Annotated in this window: 13 protein-coding genes; 2 read left to right on the top strand and 11 right to left on the bottom strand. The window is 59.7% G+C overall.

Annotated features, from left to right (window positions below):
• Positions 1-19 precede the first annotated feature (19 nt).
• Both ABWV42_RS15050 and ABWV42_RS15045 read right to left on the bottom strand, forming a co-directional pair.
• Positions 20-1,567 (bottom strand): helicase HerA-like domain-containing protein, encoded by a 1,548-nt coding sequence (locus tag ABWV42_RS15050; RefSeq protein WP_353340889.1) that lies wholly within the window; start codon positions 1,565-1,567, stop codon positions 20-22.
• A 121-nt stretch (positions 1,568-1,688) separates the two neighbouring features.
• Positions 1,689-1,964 carry a hypothetical protein gene (locus tag ABWV42_RS15045; protein WP_353340888.1) on the bottom strand — a complete coding sequence of 92 codons (276 nt, stop codon included), beginning with the start codon at positions 1,962-1,964 and terminating at the stop codon, positions 1,689-1,691.
• A gap of 34 nt (positions 1,965-1,998) precedes the next feature.
• Here ABWV42_RS15045 and ABWV42_RS15040 point away from each other — a divergent pair, with 34 nt between their 5' ends.
• Positions 1,999-2,580 carry an invasion associated locus B family protein gene (locus ABWV42_RS15040; protein WP_353340887.1) on the top strand — a complete coding sequence of 194 codons (582 nt, stop codon included), beginning with the start codon at positions 1,999-2,001 and terminating at the stop codon, positions 2,578-2,580.
• Positions 2,581-2,651: 71 nt separating this feature from the next.
• On the opposite strand, the gene ABWV42_RS15035 is transcribed toward ABWV42_RS15040, so the two are convergent.
• Genes ABWV42_RS15035 through ABWV42_RS15020 form a run of 4 tightly spaced genes read right to left on the bottom strand, consistent with a single transcriptional unit; the run spans position 2,652 to position 6,908 of the window.
• Positions 2,652-3,860, bottom strand: coding sequence for a beta-ketoacyl-[acyl-carrier-protein] synthase family protein (locus ABWV42_RS15035; RefSeq protein WP_255106699.1), 1,209 nt, complete (start codon positions 3,858-3,860; stop codon positions 2,652-2,654).
• Positions 3,861-3,887: 27 nt separating this feature from the next.
• A complete protein-coding gene (locus tag ABWV42_RS15030; protein ID WP_255106698.1) occupies positions 3,888-4,145 on the bottom strand; it encodes an acyl carrier protein in 258 nt (85 codons plus the stop codon).
• A 32-nt stretch (positions 4,146-4,177) separates the two neighbouring features.
• A complete protein-coding gene (gene lpxD / locus ABWV42_RS15025; RefSeq protein ID WP_353340886.1) occupies positions 4,178-5,269 on the bottom strand; it encodes a UDP-3-O-(3-hydroxymyristoyl)glucosamine N-acyltransferase in 1,092 nt (363 codons plus the stop codon).
• A gap of 25 nt (positions 5,270-5,294) precedes the next feature.
• Positions 5,295-6,908: a L,D-transpeptidase family protein gene (locus ABWV42_RS15020; protein ID WP_353340885.1), complete on the bottom strand. Its 1,614-nt coding sequence runs from the start codon at positions 6,906-6,908 to the stop codon at positions 5,295-5,297.
• Between the two features lie 312 nt (positions 6,909-7,220).
• Here ABWV42_RS15020 and mepK point away from each other — a divergent pair, with 312 nt between their 5' ends.
• Entirely contained in the window at positions 7,221-7,790 is a 570-nt protein-coding gene (gene mepK / locus ABWV42_RS15015) for a peptidoglycan L,D-endopeptidase MepK (protein WP_255106695.1), read from the top strand.
• A 303-nt stretch (positions 7,791-8,093) separates the two neighbouring features.
• Here the strand turns inward: mepK and ABWV42_RS15010 are convergent, their stop codons facing one another.
• The 5 genes from ABWV42_RS15010 to ABWV42_RS14990 form a co-directional block, all read right to left on the bottom strand.
• The gene (locus ABWV42_RS15010) at positions 8,094-8,756 is read right to left on the bottom strand and encodes a cytochrome b/b6 domain-containing protein (protein WP_353340884.1); all 663 of its coding nucleotides are present in this window, start codon (positions 8,754-8,756) and stop codon (positions 8,094-8,096) included.
• Positions 8,749-10,359, bottom strand: a complete 1,611-nt coding sequence (locus ABWV42_RS15005; protein ID WP_353340883.1) for a tetrathionate reductase family octaheme c-type cytochrome — start codon at positions 10,357-10,359, stop codon at positions 8,749-8,751. The genes ABWV42_RS15010 and ABWV42_RS15005 overlap by 8 nt, the downstream gene beginning before the upstream one ends.
• Positions 10,360-10,471: 112 nt before the next feature.
• Positions 10,472-11,827 (bottom strand): MmgE/PrpD family protein, encoded by a 1,356-nt coding sequence (locus ABWV42_RS15000; RefSeq protein WP_353340882.1) that lies wholly within the window; start codon positions 11,825-11,827, stop codon positions 10,472-10,474.
• Positions 11,828-11,965: 138 nt separating this feature from the next.
• Complete coding sequence (locus ABWV42_RS14995; protein ID WP_353340881.1) at positions 11,966-14,533, bottom strand: calcium-binding protein; 2,568 nt, start codon at positions 14,531-14,533, stop codon at positions 11,966-11,968.
• Between the two features lie 182 nt (positions 14,534-14,715).
• Entirely contained in the window at positions 14,716-18,018 is a 3,303-nt protein-coding gene (locus tag ABWV42_RS14990) for a calcium-binding protein (protein WP_353340880.1), read from the bottom strand.
• Between the last annotated feature and the right edge of the window lie 165 nt (positions 18,019-18,183).

Genomic DNA, 18,183 nt, shown 5'->3' with positions numbered 1-18,183 from the left:
GTGCATCGAAGCGGGGCTGTCAGCGCCCCTTGAACAAGCCGCCGAGGATGCCCCGCACGATCTTGCGGCCGGTGGTGCCGGTCAGTTCCTTCATCACCATCTTGCCCATGGCGGTGCCAAAGCTGTCATCCTTGGAAATGCGCATGCTGCGCGAGGACGAGCGGGATACGCGGCTGCCGGAATAGCGGCGGGCGGCGTTGAATTCGCGTTCTGCCATCGACATTTCCTCTTCGCGGGCCTCGGCGGCTTCGGCTTCGGAGGCGGCCTTTTCGGCGCGTTGCTTGAGGATTTCATAGGCCGAGCGGCGATCCTGAACGGTTTCATATTTTCCGGAAACCGGAGAGGTGGCGATGACCTGTTTGCGCAGTGTGTCGTCAAGCGGCCCCAGTTGCGAGGACGGTGGGCGGATCAGGGTGCGTTCGACCACGCCGGGGATGCCCTTTTTCGCCAGCATCGAGGTGACTGCCTCGCCCACCCCGACCTCGCGGATGGCCTGTTCGGTGTCAAAGCGCGGGTTTTCGCGGTAGGTTTCGGCCGCGAGGCGCAGTTGTTTCTTGTCACGTCCGGTAAAGGCGCGCAGGGCGTGCTGGATGCGGTTGCCCAGCTGGCCCAGCACATCCTCGGGCACGTCGGCGGGGTTCTGGGTGACAAAGTAGATGCCGACGCCCTTGGAACGGATCAGGCGGGCGACCTGTTCGACCTTATCGACCAGCGCCTTTGGTGCGCCATCGAAAAGGAGGTGGGCCTCGTCGAAGAAGAACACCAGCCGGGGTTTGTCAGGGTCGCCCACTTCGGGCAGCTCTTCGAAGAGTTCGGAGAGAAGCCACAGGAGGAAGGTTGCATAGAGGCGCGGAGACCCCATCAGCTTGTCGGCGGCAAGGATGTTGACGCGGCCGCACCCGTCCGGGTCGGTGCGCATGATGTCGGAAAGCGCAAGTGCGGGTTCGCCGAACAGCTTGGTGCCGCCCTGGTTTTCGAGGATCAGGAGACGGCGCTGGATGGCGCCGATCGAGGCCACCGAGACCGCGCCGTAGCGCAGCGAGAGTTCCTTGCGGTTTTCGCCCACCCAGACCAGCAGCGCCTGCAGGTCCTTGAGGTCGAGAAGCGGCAGGCCCTGTTCGTCGGAGAGGCGGAAGGCGATGTTGAGGATACCTTCCTGTGCCTCGGTCAGGTCCATCAGGCGCGACAGCAGCAACGGCCCCATTTCCGCAACGGTGGTGCGCACGGGATGGCCCTGTTCACCGAAGAGATCCCAGAAGGTAACCGGGAAGCTTTCGTAGGTGTAGTCATCAAAGCCGATCTTGGTGGCGCGGTCGGTGAAGGCCTGGTGCAGCTTGAACCCCTCGCTGCCCGCCGCTGCCAGTCCCGAGAGATCTCCTTTCACGTCCGACAGGAAGACCGGCACGCCGGCCTTGGAAAAGCCCTCGGCAAGGATCTGAAGCGTGACCGTCTTGCCGGTGCCGGTGGCCCCCGCAATCAGGCCGTGGCGGTTGGCGTATTTGAGCTTGAGGCCCTGTTTGGTGGCATAGGCTTCTCCGCCACCGCCGATGAATACTGAATCTTGCACCTGTTACGTCCTTTGCTGCTCACTGCCCGCGCCCTTCGAAAATACAATGTTAAGGCTTTCCTGCCAGTGTTGTTTGCATTCGTTTTTCCCTTTGTACGGGAAAGAGCGAAATTCCTCCCTGTCAGACTGGGCCGGGCAAAACACGTCCGGCCATTTTTTCGTGGAAAATCAGGCTGAAATAAGAAATTTTTCCTGTTGACGGGTGCCGTTTCATTTCGTAGCGTTTCGGCAATGAATAAGTCGGCCAGTCCGACGGGGAGTGAAAATGGAAAAGAGGCCTGCGGGCCTCTTTTTCTTTTACCCTCCCAATACGGTGCATTCGGCGGGCGAAATTCTGCTGTAGTGCTGCTAAACCGTTTGGTTCGCCTGACAATTGACGTTGGGCATGGTAAGCCATGTTCGACTCGGATCTGATTTATACGGAAATACCAATGTCCAAGATTGTGAAAATTCTTGCCGCTGTCTCAATGCTCGCAGCGACGCCCCTGATGGCCCAGGTCGGATCGCTGTCTGACGGCTCTCTGATGGAAAGCAAGCCGGCGGCCCCGCCGCGCCCCCCTGTGCCTGAAAATGTCACTTCGGAAATCATCGGTGACTGGGATCTACGGTGTTCGAAGGAGGGGCCAGATCCAAAGCCCTGCGTGCTTTATCAAACACTCGTTGATCAGGAAAACTATCCGATTATCGAAGTAGAACTGGCAAAAATGCCGGAAGGTGGCACCGTTGCTGCCCAAGCGACATTCATTGCTCCTCTGCAAACGCTGCTTGGCGCGGGCCTTGGCATTGCAGTGGATGGCGTTCTCGTCCAGCGTGTTCCATTCATTTTCTGCCATGGCGGCGGATGTATCGCCCGCATGAGTCTTTCCCCGATCGAGGTGAAGGCGCTCAAAGAAGGGACGGAGGGAGTAGCCGTGATCTACCACGCTTTGACACCTGAAAAGCCCGTTCAGGTGCGACTGTCCTTGACAGGGATCACCAAGGCATATGACAGGGCGACGCCCGTTCCCCAGTAAAGTTACCTGCTTGATACCAAACACAGACGCCGCACTGGATTACAGTGCGGCGTTATTTTTTATCAACCGGATCAGACTTTGCGCAGGGCCAGGACCGCGTTCAGGCCGCCAAAGGCGAAGGCGTTGGAAAGGGCCACGTCGACCTTGGCTTCGCGCGCCTCGTTCGGCACGACGTCAAGGGCGCATTCGGGATCGGGCTCTTCATAGCTGATGGTGGGCGCGATCACGCCATCCCGCAGAGCCATGATACAGGCCAGAAGTTCTACTGCACCGGTGCCGCCGATCAGGTGGCCATGCATCGACTTGGTCGACGAGATCATCAGATCATCCGCGTGCTGGCCAAATACATCTGCCACGGCGGCGCATTCCGTCTTGTCATTGGCGGCGGTGCCGGTGCCGTGGGCGTTGATGTATCCCACCTCGTCGCGGTTGATGCCGCCATCGGCCAAGGCGCCCGAGATCGCCCGTGCCGCGCCCTGTTTCGAGGGCATCACGATGTCGGAGGCATCTGACGACATGGCAAAGCCCACCACTTCGGCGAGGATTTCCGCGCCGCGCGCCTTGGCGTGTTCGTATTCTTCGAAGACAAACACCCCTGCCCCTTCGCCCTGAACCATGCCATTTCGGTTGGCCGAGAACGGACGGCAGGCATCCTTGGACATGACGCGCAGGCCTTCCCAGGCCTTGACGCCGCCAAAGCACAGCATGGATTCCGACCCGCCAGTTACCATCACGGGGGCCGCACCGTAGCGTACCAATTGGAAGGCCTGGCTCATGGCGTGGTTGGACGAGGCACAGGCGGTGGCCACGGTAAAGCTGGGGCCCTTGAGATTGAACTCCATGCTGATGTGGCTGGCCGCGGCGTTGTTCATGAGCTTGGGCACAACGAAGGGGTGCACGCGGTTTTTTCCGTCCTCATAGACCGTGCGATAGTTCTCGTCGAGCGTCTGCATACCTCCGCCCGAGGTGCCAAGCACAACGCCGGAGCGGGCCGCCATTTCGCCAGAAAACTCAAGGCCGGATTGGGCGATGGCCTCGCGGGCGGCAACCAGGGCAAACTGGGTAAAGCGGTCATAGAGCGCGTTTTGCTGGCGGTTGAACAGGTTTTCGGCCTCAAAGCCGCGCACCTGACCGCCGATCTTGATTGCAAGACGGTCAACGTCGCGCATTTCAAGGGGGCCGATACCACAGCGCCCCTCTTTCATCGCATCAAGCGTATCGGCCACGTTGTGGCCAAGAGCGTTGATGGTTCCGGCGCCGGTGATCACGACACGTTTCATGGATCAATCCTCCGGATCGGGGAAAAGTCAGGACTGGTCGGCAACCAGCTTTTCGATACCGGCAATGATGGACGCCACCGAGGAAATGTCAAAATCGCTCTCGGTGGGTTCATTGGCGTTGAAAGGTACGGTGATGTCGAAGGCTTCCTCGATCGCGAAAATGCTCTCGACCAGACCAAGGCTGTCGATGCCCAGATCCTCAAGCGTGCTTTCGAGAGTGACGTCGGATGGCTCGAGAACGGCTTGTTCCGCGATGATTTCGATAACCTGGTCCTTGACGCTCATTGTGTCTTCCTTTCGCCAATACTGGCAGTCATTTAGTCATTGGTTTCCGAGTTGGAAACTTTTTTCTGCAGCGCCGCCACGTCAGCGAACAGCCGAGGCAGGCGACGGAGCCCCTTATACATCTCCAAATGTGACTCCATTTTGACAGCCGGATAGCCAAGCAGAACGCGGCCTGCCGGCACCTTGGAGAGGATCTTGGTTGCGCCGCCGGCAATCACGTTGTCACCGACTGTCGTGTTGTCGCTGACCCCGCACTGGCCACCCATCACGACGTTCTTGCCGATCTTGGTCGAGCCCGCGATGCCGCACTGCCCTGCAAGTAGCGTGTTCTCGCCGATTTCAACGTTGTGGGCGATGTGCACCATGTTGTCGAGTTTCACGCCGTTGCCGATGCGGGTGTCACGGATGGTGCCGCAATCGATGCAGGCGTTGGCGCCGATCTCGACGTCGTCGCCGATGGTGACCGAGCCAAGGGAATGAATGCGGGTCCAGGCCTGTGATTTCACTTCGCCCTGATCGCCAAGGGTTTCACGCGCGGATTCCACGCCGGATTTCTCGGGGGTGACAAAGGAAAATCCATCCGAGCCGATACGCGCACCGGGCTGGGCGATGAAATTGCGGCCGATGGTGGCGCGGGCTCCGATCGAGACCATCTCGCGCAGGAAGGCGCCCTCGCCCAATGTGACGTCTGCGCCGACATGGCAATGCGGGCCAATCACGCAGTTGGCGCCGATGCGGGCACGCGGGCCGATGATCGCAAGCGGGGCAATGGTGACGTTCTCGCCGATTTCGGCGCTGGGGTCGATCACGGCCGAAGGATGGATGCCCTCGCCAAAGTGCTGGCCCGGGTCCATCATTTTCGAAAGTCCGGCCATGCCATAGCGCCCGCGCGGCGAATAAAGCCCACCTTCAAGGCCAAGCGCCTGCCAGTCGGCATCAGGCCAGACCATGGCGGCACGCGCCTTGCCCTGCGACAGGCCAGCGGCGAACTTGGGGTTTGTCAGAAGCGCAAGATCATCCGGGCCAGCCATTGCCGGCTCGGATACTTTTTCAACCAAAAGGTCAGTATTCCCAAAGGCTTCTGCGCCGATGGCATCAGCAATCTGCTGGATCGTATGGGCCATGAATTCCTCGCAATTTGCGAGGGTTTTAGCCCTGAACCGTCCGCAAGACCACCCCTTCATTGGCCATCGCCTGCCAGATCTTGGCGTCACGACCATAGACGTCGCGGCGATACTGAACCGGGCCTTTGGCGTTGGTAAAGGCGGTGCGGTAGATGATGTGGACCGGAACGTGTTTCTTCAGATCGACCTGCGTCTCACGTCCGGTTTTCAGGATCTTGTGGAAGTACGGCTTGGGATTGTCCTGCTGTACAGCCAGAAGGGCATAGGCGAAATCAAACGGCTGATGCAGGCGGATGCATCCATGGCTGAAGGCGCGCACCTCGCGGGCAAACAGGCTCTTGGCGGGGGTGTCGTGCAGATAGATGTTGTGACGGTTCGGGAACATGAACTTCACAAGGCCAAGCGCGTTGCTTTTGCTGGGCGGCTGTTTGATGTCGAAGGGAAAGGTGTTGGCGCTGAATTGGGTGAAGTCCACGGCCCCGCGGTTGACCACTTTCCCCCGCGAGTCGATCAGCTTGAGATAGCTGACCGCATTCGGGTTTTTCTTCAGCATCGGAAGATATTCCTTGGTCGCAATCGAACGCGGAACATTCCACGTCGGGTTGATGACCATGTGCTCCATCACGTCCGAGAATTCGGGGCTGCGACGGTCATGCTGGTTCTTGCCGACAACCGAACGGGTTTCAAAAGTGACCTTGCCGTCGTCAATGATCTTGGCCTTGAAGTCGGTCAGGTTGACCATGACATGCCGTTCACCGCGCGGTTTGTTCAGCCAGCGTTCACGTTCCATCGCGACAATGACAGATTTCAGGCGCTCGACCGGCGTACGGTTCACCTCGGCAATGGTCGAGGCGCCGGCGACGCCGTCGGATTCAAGCCCGTGGTCGATCTGGAAGGCCTGAACGGCTTTTTCCATTTCGGAATTAAAGGTGCCTGCGGCGCTACGCTGAAGGTATCCGAGTGCAATGAGGCGATTGCGCAGAGCGACAACCGCGTTGCCCTTGTCACCGGGTTCAAGCTTCTTGGCTTTGACTTTGGGCCCCCAGCCGCCACGAGCGGCCTCACGTTCGAGGCGCAGCTTTTCCTTCATCAGGCGATTGTATTCCGGCGTGGTTGGCGGCAACGCACGGATGTAGTCGGTCGGATCGGAGATTAGGAGTTCAGACAGGTAGAGGCCGCGATCTCGCACCGGCGCCTTGCGGACAATGCCCTCGTCGAGCTTAGAGGGCACGAACATGCCGGTCTGAACGTCGCGGGCATATCCCAGGTAAGCCTTGGCAAGGGCCACTTCGAGCTTGCCAAGGTCGCGTGGTGTCTTGGCCTCAGAAAGCTGCTGATAAAGTGCGTTGAAGTCATAGCGTGCCGCGGGAAGACCGTGTTCATCCGCGTTTTCAAGCGCCTGCAACAGGGCGCGGCGGCGTTCCAGATCATCGGCATCGGTGCCGGTCCAGATCGGGCGATAGCCGTTTTCGCGGTAGAATTTGGCGATATCCGCATCACGCGCAGCGGTTTCGGCAACCGCCTGTTTGAAAGCCGTCAGTTCAGCTTGCGCAGGGGTCGCAAAAAGGCCCCCGTGCGCTGCCAGAACAAAGCCGGCAATCACAAAATGTCGACGCAGTGAATGAAATGACAGCAACATATGGTCTTCCTCGCGCAAATAAACCGATGCGTTTCTACGTTTGTCCCGAAAAAAACGGGGTGTGTCCATTCACAATTGGTAATGCTGCGGCTCAAGGGGAAAATGCGCGACTTCTACGCCACATCAGCGAAATTTACGAAGTTTCAGCAGATTTCCGCCTAAATTATTCCACATTCCGCGCATGCCGGAAATGAACACTTGGTCAGAGAATCGCTTTGTGGCATAAGGTGCGCATCTGGGGATGGATACAACGCGACCACGAAAAATCGTGGCGATATCAAAAAGGTAGCGACGGGACAGGCGCTAGAAACGATGAACGATAACAGTTCTGTGAGCTTTACGCGGCGCGGCTTGCTGCGCGCATTTGCGGCAACCACACTCGTAGCCGCACCAACCTTCTCCAATGCAGCGGGTTTCCTCAAGGGCGCTGGCGATATCCGCCGCATCCGTATGTACTCGGGCCGCACCGGCGAGCGCCTCGATACGATCTACTGGATCGAAGGCGAGTACATCAAAGAATCCGTGAAAGAAATCAACAAGTTCATGCGCGACTGGCGCACCAATGGCGTCAAGACCATGGACCTGCGTACCATCGACATCATGGCCGCCGCGCACAACATGATGGATGTGAACGAACCCTATATGCTGCTGTCGGGCTACCGCAGCCCGCAAACCAACGCGATGCTGCGCAGCCGGTCGCGCGGTGTGGCCAAGAACTCGCTGCACATGAAGGGTCAGGCGGCTGACCTGCGTCTGGGATCACGTTCGGTGAGCCAGATGGCACGTGCCGCAAGCGCCTGTCGTGCGGGTGGCGTGGGCCGCTACTCGGGGTCGAACTTCGTGCATATGGACTGTGGTCCGGTCCGCACCTGGGGTCGTTAACGCCTTTCAAAACTCACGCTTACCAAGCCGGTTTCCAGTGTTTGGGACCGGCTTTTCTTATGCCCGGAAGTCGGGATTGCGGGCTTCGGCCGTGAAGGTTAACCGGAATTTTTGCAAAATCAGGCGTCTGTTTCGCGTCGGTATCACGTCGGTATTGCAGAGGTGTATTGACTGATTTTGCGTAATGCGCCCTGTCAACGCCCCTCGCGCGCGTTGCCTGAACAAATGAAAAGGCGCCCGTGAGAGCGCCTTTTCTGGCAAAGGCCCAAGGGTAGGAATAAAACGGCCTTTGCTGTCCCTGCCCTAGCCCTGCAAGGGTTTTAGGCGGTTTGGCTCGTTGGTTTCAAGATAGGCTTCCTGCTCAGGCGTCAGGTCGATCTCGTCATAGCCGGTGATCATCGGCTGCACGTGGCTTCGGAAGCCATGCCCCACCGTCAGCAGGTAGATATGCACGATGATGAACGCCCCGATCACATAGGCCGACAGGAGATGCAGGTTGGCAATCAGGGTGATCGCGACGATTGAGTTGCCATCGGCCCAGAAGTTGTAGGTCAGGTACAGGAGACCGGTGACCCAGATCGCCGGGAAAATGAACCACTTGAGCACAAAGTAGGTCGCGGCCTGGAGCGGGTTGTGCTTGCGCCAGAAGATCTTTTCATAGGGGTGTTCCTCCCCCTTGAAAACACCGTAGGCATAGAAGCGGGCCACCGACAGCATGCCTTCGATCTTGGGGATGAACTGACGCCATGCGCCGGTGGTGAACAGCCAGAAGGTTGCAAAGATCCAGAGCGCCAACAAAACCAGCGCGGCCAGCGTGTGCAACATGACGGCCGGTCCAAAGGGGATCAGGCCGTGGACGCCATTCAACCCCATGCCGGTTACCATAAGGGCCAGGATCAGGAGCACCTGTGCCCAGTGCCAGAAACGTTCGAAGAACGGGTAAATCTTGACGATACGTTTATTCATGGCTGCCTCCGTTGCGGCTGAAGAGGCGCAGGGCCGCATGACCAAGGACGCCAAGAAGTGTGAGCAGGATCAAGGCCTTGCCAAGCAACCCGACAAGGCTGTTGGTGTTGGTGCCGGGCATGAAAACACCGGCCACATTGGCAAGACGCCCGTCTTCGGCATGGCATTCCACACAGTCCACCGCCTGTTCCGCCGGGGCCACCATGTGGGTGATCGGCCAGTACATGTAGGTATCCACGAACCCGTATTGCCCGGAGTACGGTTGATTGGCGGCCTTCATGCCTGCCTCGATCGCCTTGGGCCAATCGAAATTGGTCCAGAAGGCGGTATCGGTCTTTGGCCCCCAGACATGGGTATAGACCAGCGTGTTGTTGACGCTGTCATAGGCCTGCCGCCCTTCCATCCGTTTGAAAGGCCAGATGCGAGAGGTGCCGTCCGTGGGATCCCCCTTGATCTGGTTCACGTCGACAACCTGTGTCGGGTCGATCTTGCGGTCGATGGTCGAATACTCGACCTGACCGTCAAACCACGCATAGTGCGGGGTGGCATCTTCGGCATAGTCGAAATGGCCCTTGGTCGACATGTAGGTGTGCATGTGTTTGCCGCTTGAGGAGACATAGTTGTCTTCCTTGATGATCGAGCCGTCCTCGTTCAGCTTGCCCGCTGTCGACCAATCCCAGAAGGATTTGGTTGGCACGCCGCCACGGGCGTATTCCGGGATGTGACAGGTCTGACAGGCCAGCTTGTCGGTGTGATCGTTCAGCTTGAGGCCCTTGATGTTCGCCGGGTGCGGATCGTTGTCATGGCAGGACTGACAGGTTGCGGCACTGCGGGCCTCGCCCGGTTTTCCGGTGCCGTGTGGATCGGAGGCGGTCACGTTGTAGCGCGAACCGGCCCATTGGTGGCGGTCGCTGACGTGGCAATCGGAACAGACCATGTTCTCGCCGTCCTTGGACATGTGCACGTCGACTTCGCGTGGCGGATCATACAGCACAGACGAGAGATCGCCGTGTTTCACGTTGTCTCCGCCGCCGCCGTAAAAGTGGCAGTTGCCGCAATTGTCCCGGTCGGGCATGCCGACGCTCATCGCGGCCTTCTTGAGATCAACGACCCAGGCCTTGGCGCCGGTGATGGTTTTGCCCTTTGCCTCCATTGGCGGGTGCCCTGCCCCGGTTGCCAGCTTTGTGTATTGGTCCGATTTGTCATGGCAGACAAGGCAATCCTTGGCGTTGGTGTCTTTGGGTGGCTCTTGCGACATGTCCTCCCAGCCATAGCCCGCGTGACAGGAGGTACAGCGCGGTTCGTTGCCTGCGACCGAGCCGCAGAAGGCGTTGATCACGTTCTTCTTGCCAAGACGCTGGCCGGTTTCGGGTTGTTCGTAGTCCCAGCGGAAGTGGATCGAGTGCATGAACTGGTCATCCGCCTCGGTGTGGCACTCAAGGCAGGCCTCGGTCACCTCGGGGCCGGAGGTGAAGTCCTTTTGCAGGCCGGGAAATTTCGAGTGGTCGGCGGTGGATGAGCTAATCGCCGGTTCATTGGCCAGGGCAAGGCCGGCCACTCCCACGGCCAGCCCAAGGCCCAATACGGCCCGTTTGAGATACATCTTGATCCTCCCTTGCATAAAGCTGGGTATGCGCGCGTTTCATTGTTAAAACACGCATCAAGGATGTATCTTTGATGTATATCAATTTATAGATATATTGTGTTTGGAATGATTATGTGGGGTTGGTGCAGAGCGTCATCAGGTAGGTCAGCTCGTCTGCATCGAGGCCGTCGAACCGTCCGCTGAGGGCTGCAATCTTGGACGCGCGATCGTTGCCAAGCACCGGATCGGCGAGACGGTGGTACTTGGTGATGATCTCGCTGTCGCTTAGGGGCATGTCTGCGTCCCCTCTCGGCGTGCGCGGGGCGTCTTCGATACGCTGACCGGACTTCAGGACAAGCGTGACCTGAGCCCACCGCTTTTCTGTGCTAATTGTTGTAAAATGATCATCATCAATCAGTTTTGTTGCCCTTGATAGCCTCAAAATGTCGGGATCAGACAAGGATTGCTCGCTCAGTTCGCTCACGCCAATCTGCCCACGCACCGCCATGGCAGCGACCGGAAAAGCGATGGAATAAGCGAATTCGTCCTGCGTCATCGGCTCATGTCCGGCAAGACGCGTGGCATAGTGAAAAGTCTTGATCTCGATGCTGTCGATCATGTCATGGCTGAGGGCGTGCTCCTGCATCAGGTCCTGCACGGCGTCGACCGACGGGTGCGACCAGCGGCAGCAGGGATAGGCCTTGTAGTGGGTGTGATCCACCACGCGCCAGCCCTGCCCGAGGTCTTCCCAGAACGGCTCTGACCCCGGCCCTTCACAGGTCAGCGCAGGCGCGCCGGTAAAGCCGTCGGCAGCAAGATAGGCGGCGGTGACACCGGACGGCGCGCCCCACCCCACCCCGTCTCGCACATTGGTGGGAAAATCGATACAGCGCATCATCTGGCTGCGCGGGCCGTGGTATTCACCGATCCCGGCGGCGTGACGGATGATTTCGGGATCATTGCCGCACAGCATGCGCGCCCCCGCCGCCGCCACGCCGACAGCGGTCCAGGCGCCGGAGGTGTGGTAGTCGGCGCAAGTAGCGTGCTGGACAAGGCCCGCGCGGTAGCTAACTTCATAGGCAACGGCGAGAATTTCGGCAAAGCGGAGACCGGTCAGCGCCCTGCCCTGCGAGGCTTCGGCCTGCGCCATGGCGATCATGGCCGGAAAGATCGCAGAGCCCGCGTGGCCCTTGCAGGGCGTGGTGCCGTCGTGGGCGTCGATGCTGTCGACGGTGAAGGCTCCGGCCATGGCTGCGCCTGCAGGGCTGGCCTCGCGCCCGTCCATCAGCATCTTGGCAGAGCCTGCCGTGCCCGCCCCGAACAACGCAAGCGCACCTTTGCGCGCAATGGCGGACATGGGGGTCGTGCTGCCAACGGCGGCAACGCCCATGGTATCCAGGAAGCTGCGCCGCAGGATGGCGAGCACCTCCTCGGGCAGGTCGTCGTAGGCCAGGCTGGCGGCGAAGTGATCGAAGGGAAGTGGCATAGTGGTGTCCGCAGTTGTGTTCCAGCCACGTGAGCGCATCTTGATGAGTCGGACAAGCCACCAAACCCGCCGCGTTGCAGCAAAAAAGGCGGCCCGAATGCGGGGCCGCCCTGATGTATTGGCCAGATAAAATTTGCTTTAGAAGAAGGCCATGTCATCGGCCAGATGGGCCAGCGCTGTGAAACCATTCAGGCGTAGTGTGTTGCCACCGCCAAAGTCAAAATCGATGTGGGTGCCGCTGCTGTCGTCCCCGTAGATGGTCAACACCTGCGCGATGGTCAGACCACCGCCCCAGAGCGCGCTTTCGTCAAGCAACAGCGTGTCGACGTCGTTGACAAAGCGGGTCACAACATCGTTTCCGGCCCCGAACATGAAGGTGTCGCTGCCCACGCTGCCGTTCAGGGTGTCATTGCCAGCGCCACCGTCGAGAGTGTCGTTGCCCGATCCGCCGGCGAGTTTGTCGTTGCCGAGACCACCGTTCAGCGTGTCATCGCCCTTGTCACCGAAAAGACGGTCATTGCCGGCGTCTCCGTTCACGAGGTCACGCCCGCGACCACCGCGGGCAATGTCGCCGAAGGAGCCACCGTTCAAGACATCCTGGCCGTCGTCACCAAAAAGCGAGTCACTGCCCACACCGCCGTTCAGCGTGTCAGAGTTGTTTCCGCCAAGCAGTGTGTCGGCTCCGTCTCCACCATCGAGAAGATCAACACCATCGTCGCCGCGCAGGCTGTCTTTGCCCTTGCCGCCAAGCAAAGTGTCGTCACCACTCCAGCCGACAACGGTGTCATTTCCGATGCCTCCGTCGACCGAGTCATTGCCCTCTGCTCCGTCGGCCGAGTCATTGCCGTCGCCACCAAGAACCGTGTCGTCAGCATTGCCGCCCCAAAGGATGTCGTTGTGGTTACCGCCGCTCAGGAGATCCTGACCGTCGGCGCCATAGAGCATATCGTTTCCGTCCTGACCAAAGAGCTGGTTCGTCGTTCCGGCGTCGTGTTGGCTAAAGGCAAAGTGGCCGGCGTGCATCTGGTCATGGCCGGTGCCACCGCGCAGGATATCCGATCCCGCACCACCGTAAAGGACATCATCCCCGTCATTGCCATTGATCGTATCATTGTCATTGTTGCCAGAGATCGTGTCGTTGGAGGCACCCCCAAAAATCTTGTCGCGCCCGTCACCGCCAAACAGAAGATCGTTGCCAGCATCGCCCTGCAACCTGTCATCGCCAGAGGACCCGAACAGGTAATCGTTGCCATTGCCACCGATCAGCAGGTCACGACCACGTCCGCCGACAATGCGGTCGTTGTTGTCGCCGCCATCAAGGGTGTCGTTACCGCGCAGGCCGTGCATCGCGTCTTCTCCGGCGCCGCCGTTCAGGGCCTCGGCGGCATTGGTGCCAAGGATGGTGTCATTGCCCGCCGTTGCCGTCAGCAGGCCCGCCGCCGGGGCAAAGAACAGCTCGGTGTCGATGTTTGCGTTGCTGTGGAACGAGGTTGGCAGGTCCATGATGGCCACAACCGACCCCGGTGTCGCGCCGTATCCCATGAGAACGAAGGTGTCCGAGAAGATGTTTCCGGGGGTGGTCCGGTCCATCTGCATGGTTACGGTGACGTGGAGATTGCCACCGATATTGGTGGACGTGATACCAAGCGGCGCGGTCGAGTTCGAATAGTGGCCGGTGCCCTGTTCGGTGATCGTGGCCCAGTTGTTCCACTTGGTGACACTGCCGCCATCAAGGAACAGGATGCGTTCACCGATTTCGTAGTCGAGGATCGCGCTGCCATCAAATTCGCCATGTTGCGCGGCAAAGGTATCGTTTCCAGTGCCGCCGGTCATGTTGGTGACGCCAAAACCGGACTGGATGAAATCGTCACCGGAACCGCCATCGAGCACACCTGTGAAAGGTCCGCCACCAAGACCACCGTGGATGGTGTCGTTGCCAGCCCCACCCTTGATCGTGTCGTTGCCCCACCCGCCGTCAAGGCTGTCGTTTCCGTCTCCCCCTTCAATGGAGTCGTCACCGTGGCCGCCGGAAATGCTGTCGTTTTCCGTACCTCCGATAAGGGTGTCATTGCCATTGCCGCCGATAAGCGTGTCGTTGCCAATTCCACCATAGAACAGGTCGTTGCCTTCGCGTCCTATGATGGCATCGTTCCCCGCTCTCCCCCACGCGGTGATCGGAGATATCGAAGAGAACTGGCTGAAATCGAGTATATCCGCTCCTGAGCCACCGAAGATCGTATCAATGTTGTTGCGGATATAGTCGGGGAGAAGAGCCACATTGACGGGTGCAAAGACCGGAGCGAAGTCGACCGTCAGAGGCTCTGATCCAAACACGAAGTTCAAATGGCCGGAGTCGCCAACGGTATATTCCTGCGTCAACCCGGTTTCGAAGGTACCTGCATCGATAAAGGCGTTGGTGATCTGCACATGGGTTGCGCCGAACGCGTCGAAAAAATCGATGGTATTGATCGTGCCCGAGTCCGGGTTGATGCCTCCAATTTCGGAAGGCCCGTCCATAAAAAGCCCGCCCCCGGTAAACACGGTTACAAAAGACGTGAAAGCGTGCGACCAGATATAGCTAAAGCCCGGAATAGTGGGGGAGAATATGCCTTCGAGCGGAGCACCGGGGTTAATCGGATCTGCGGTAAAGGCCGCGTCCATGAAGTTGTAGGTCCACGGTGTAAAAAAGTTAAACCTGATGATCATCGAAATCCCCCTTCATCAATTCCGGGTGCGTCCTATCCCCTTTGGGGTCGCGCGGGGCACCTTGAAATCGCTTGTCGTAAATCCCCGGCGCGCCTGGTTCACGCGCCGGGTTCGTTTTCGCATCGTCCCACGTGGTTAGCACGTGAAGCGATTTCTGTCACCGCCTAGAATTTGGGCAAGGGTCAGACGATGATCAGGTCCTGATCAAGGAAGTTGGTGCGGGTCACGCCGTCAAAGGTGATGGTGTTGCCGTTGCCGAAATCAAAGATCACCGTGCCGGTGCTGTCATCAGCGTAGGTGTCGACCACCTGCTGCGCCGTCAGACCACCGCCCCAGAGCGCATCATCGAGGGTAAAGCTGTCGAGGCCCTTCTTGTAGTCGGTGATCCGGTCGGCCTCGAACGCGGTGCCGAGGAAGACGAAACTGTCGGCGCCCCTATTGCCGGTCAGCACGTCATTGCCGCCGCCCGCCTGGATGGTGTCGGCCCCCTTGCCGCCCTTGACGGTATCAGCCTGGGCCGCGCCGGTGGTCAGGGTGTCGAGCCAGAGGTCGTTGCCGTCGCCAAGGGTGGCGTTGTCCTTGCCGTCGCCACCGGCAACGGTGTCGCCGCCGCGCCCGCCGAACAGCACATCGCCCTGATCGCCGCCATAAATCTTGTCGAACCCGTCGCCCCCGGCGATGCGGTCCGAACCGGCCTGACCATAAAGAACGTCATTGCCGCCACCGCCGGTGATGGTGTCGTTGCCGCCCTGCCCGTAGACCGTGTCACGCCCCGTCACGCCGGCCTCGGCGACGTCGGTGAAGAGATCGTTGCCGCCGCCCATGCGCACGAGATCGGCGCCCTCGCCCGCGTCGACGGTATCATTGCCGCCATGGGTGTTGATGGTGTCGTCGCCCGCGCCGCCAAGGGCGCTGTCGTCTCCGGCATTGCCTTGCAACAGGTCATTGCCCGCGCCGCCGTCAAGCGTGTCGCCCATTGCGCCGCCCTTCAACAGATCGTTGCCATCCCCACCGGAAAGGCTGTCTGCACCGTTGGCCCCGTCAAGCGTGTCGTTGCCGTCGCCGCCGTTCAATTCATCCGCCCCGCCAAAGCCCTTGAGGGTGTCGTTGCCGCCATCCCCGTTCAGGGTGTCATTGCCCGCACCGCCATCTGCAAAATCATCGCCATTGTCGCCGTTGAAGGTGTCATCCCCACCCAAAAGCGCAATGGTGTCATCGCGGTCGGTGCCGTTCACGAAATCATCTCCGGCGGTCGGCCCGGGCGGCAGGTCTCCGCCCTGGATGCGGATCGCCTGGATCGAGCTTTGCGAGCTGAACTGCACGTTGGTGTCATCGGTAAAGACAAGCAGCGCGGTCTTGTTGTCGATCACCTGAAGGTCGACACCGAACTGATCATCGTCGGTATTGACGCTTGCGGTGCGGCTTTCGGTGACGATCACCCCGTCCAGCGTATAGACGCCATAGCGCACGTCCTTGCCGTCATTGGCGGTGTTGACGGTATAGGCCAGCACCAGCTGCCCGTTTGGCAGCACCACCATGTCGAAGGCCTGATCCTGGCTGATGGTGGCCACATCGGGCAGTGATCCGTCATCGGTTGACTGGCTGTGCAGCTGGAGCGGGCCGCCGTCCGTGGCCCCGGCAGCGGTGAACTTCTGCATCATGAAGGTGTTGTCGGCGGTGAAGTAGACAACGACGAACCCACCATCCGGGTTTTCGGAAACGCGCACCGGCGACCAGTTGTTGATTTCCCCCAGCTCGGTCGGGCCGGAAATCGAGGTGCCGGCGGCATTGTAAAGCTGCACGGTCAGGTGGTTCTCGAAGGGCGTGCTGCGCTGATCGCTGTTCCAGACGGTCACAAGCGTGCCGTTCGACAGGACCGTGGCATCGGCGGCCTGTGCGGCCTCGAGCGTGGGTTGCGGAATGAACGCGGTGCCCTGCGCGGTGCCCGCGTTGTTGAAAAACTGCCCCGTCAGCAGATCATCGGCCGCGCCTTCGTTGTCGGTGAAAGAGACGAAGAAACCGGTGCTGGTGGCGTGGACTTCGATCTCTTCGCTCTGGCCCGCGTGAATGGTGAATTCCGGGGTAACAATACTGCCGTCGGGGGCGTAGATGCGCGCCAGCACGTGATCGCTGAAGTTCTGGTAGATGACCGCGAAATTGCCATCCGAAAGCGCCGCCACCGAGAGGTTGTCGGCGCCCGAGATGATGGCAAGATCGGTGACGCTGTCGTCGGAGAGATCCACCTTTTGCACATAGCCCGTCAGGTTGGTGTGGTCGTAAACCACGATCGCGCTGCCGTCGTTCAGGATCGCCAGCTCGCCATCCTGGGCCAACTCGCCGTTGAAGGCGCGCGAGACGGTGAATTCATCGCCTGTGGTGCCTGCCGCGTTGGGATCGATCATCTGGTAGACTTCGCCCTCGGGGTCCTGATCGATGCGGAAGACTGATCCGTCGGTGGTGACATAGAGGTATTCGCTGTCACGCGGTGAAATGCCGGTCTGGGTATATTCGTCAAAGGCGGTTCCGGTTTCGTCGAAGAACACGACGTGCTGGGCGTTGGTCGGGGTAAAGCCGGTTTCGGTGCCATAGGTCAGCGCCACTTCGCCATTGGCCAGAGCAAAGAGCGACACCCAGTCCTGCGCGCCGGCGTAGTTGTCTACATTGACCAACTGTTCGGCCACGGCTGTGGTGCCGTCGGCGTTCAGGATCTTGAGGTAGACCGCACTTTCCGAGGTGTCGGGATCGCCTCCGGAGGTCTTGTCGGTCGACCATGCCACCGCGATGCGGCCATCGCTCAGGACTACGGTGTCAATATGGCCGTGGCCCGTGGCAAGCACATGGGTGCCTTCGTGGATGGTAAAGGTCGTCCCGTCCAGGGCGAGGTTTGTATCGAAGAACTGGCCGCGCACTTCGGCCTCGGACGAACCGTTGCGCACGAGGTATGTCATCAGGTAGCCGCCTGCGACTTCGACCACATTGCCGCCGCTCACGGATTCAAAACCGCCACTGGGATCGGTGTTGACGCGGGCGGCCTCTGAGCCATCCTGATTGAGTTTCAAAAGCCACTTGCCCGAGGTGTAGAGAATGCTGCCATCGGCCTGCAGCAGCAGCTTTTCGGCGGGGGTGGCGAGATAGTCCGTGGCGCCGGGCGTGATCAGGGTTGCTGGTCCAAGGAGGCTGCCGGTGGCGGAAATCTCGACGCGGTAGATGTCATTCTGGAAGAACCCGCCGAGCGAGCCGCCAAAGGCCACCGAGAACCCGCCGTCATCACGCTGGAACACGCCGCGGATCTGAATGTCAGCGCTGGGATCGTCATAGGGCGTGCCGGTGGCAAAGCGCAAAGGCCCAGCCAGAACGGGCGTGCCGTCGGTGCCGTAGATCATCAGGCTCGGGACAAAAAAGCTGTTTACGGGTTCGCGGGTTTCACCGATGGAAACGATATAGCCTTGCGGCAGGGTGAACAGCGGTTTCTGGATGGGGGACATGAATGACTCCGTACAATCTCGCAGGCGGAATGGGTTTGCAGCGACACACCAATCGGGCTTGAACCGCGGAAATTCAGAGAGCGGAAACAGCCCGGAAAACTCGAAAATTATTGGTAACAATCATCCGCAAGGATTCCCCCACGTCAAGGTGGCAATCCTGAAGGA

Origin of the sequence: Pelagimonas sp. KU-00592-HH (assembly GCF_040369695.1) — a bacterium.
Taxonomy (GTDB): Bacteria; Pseudomonadota; Alphaproteobacteria; order Rhodobacterales; family Rhodobacteraceae; genus Shimia.
The sequence above is the reverse complement of the archived record's forward strand: the minus strand, read 5'-3'. Positions and strand labels throughout refer to the sequence as shown.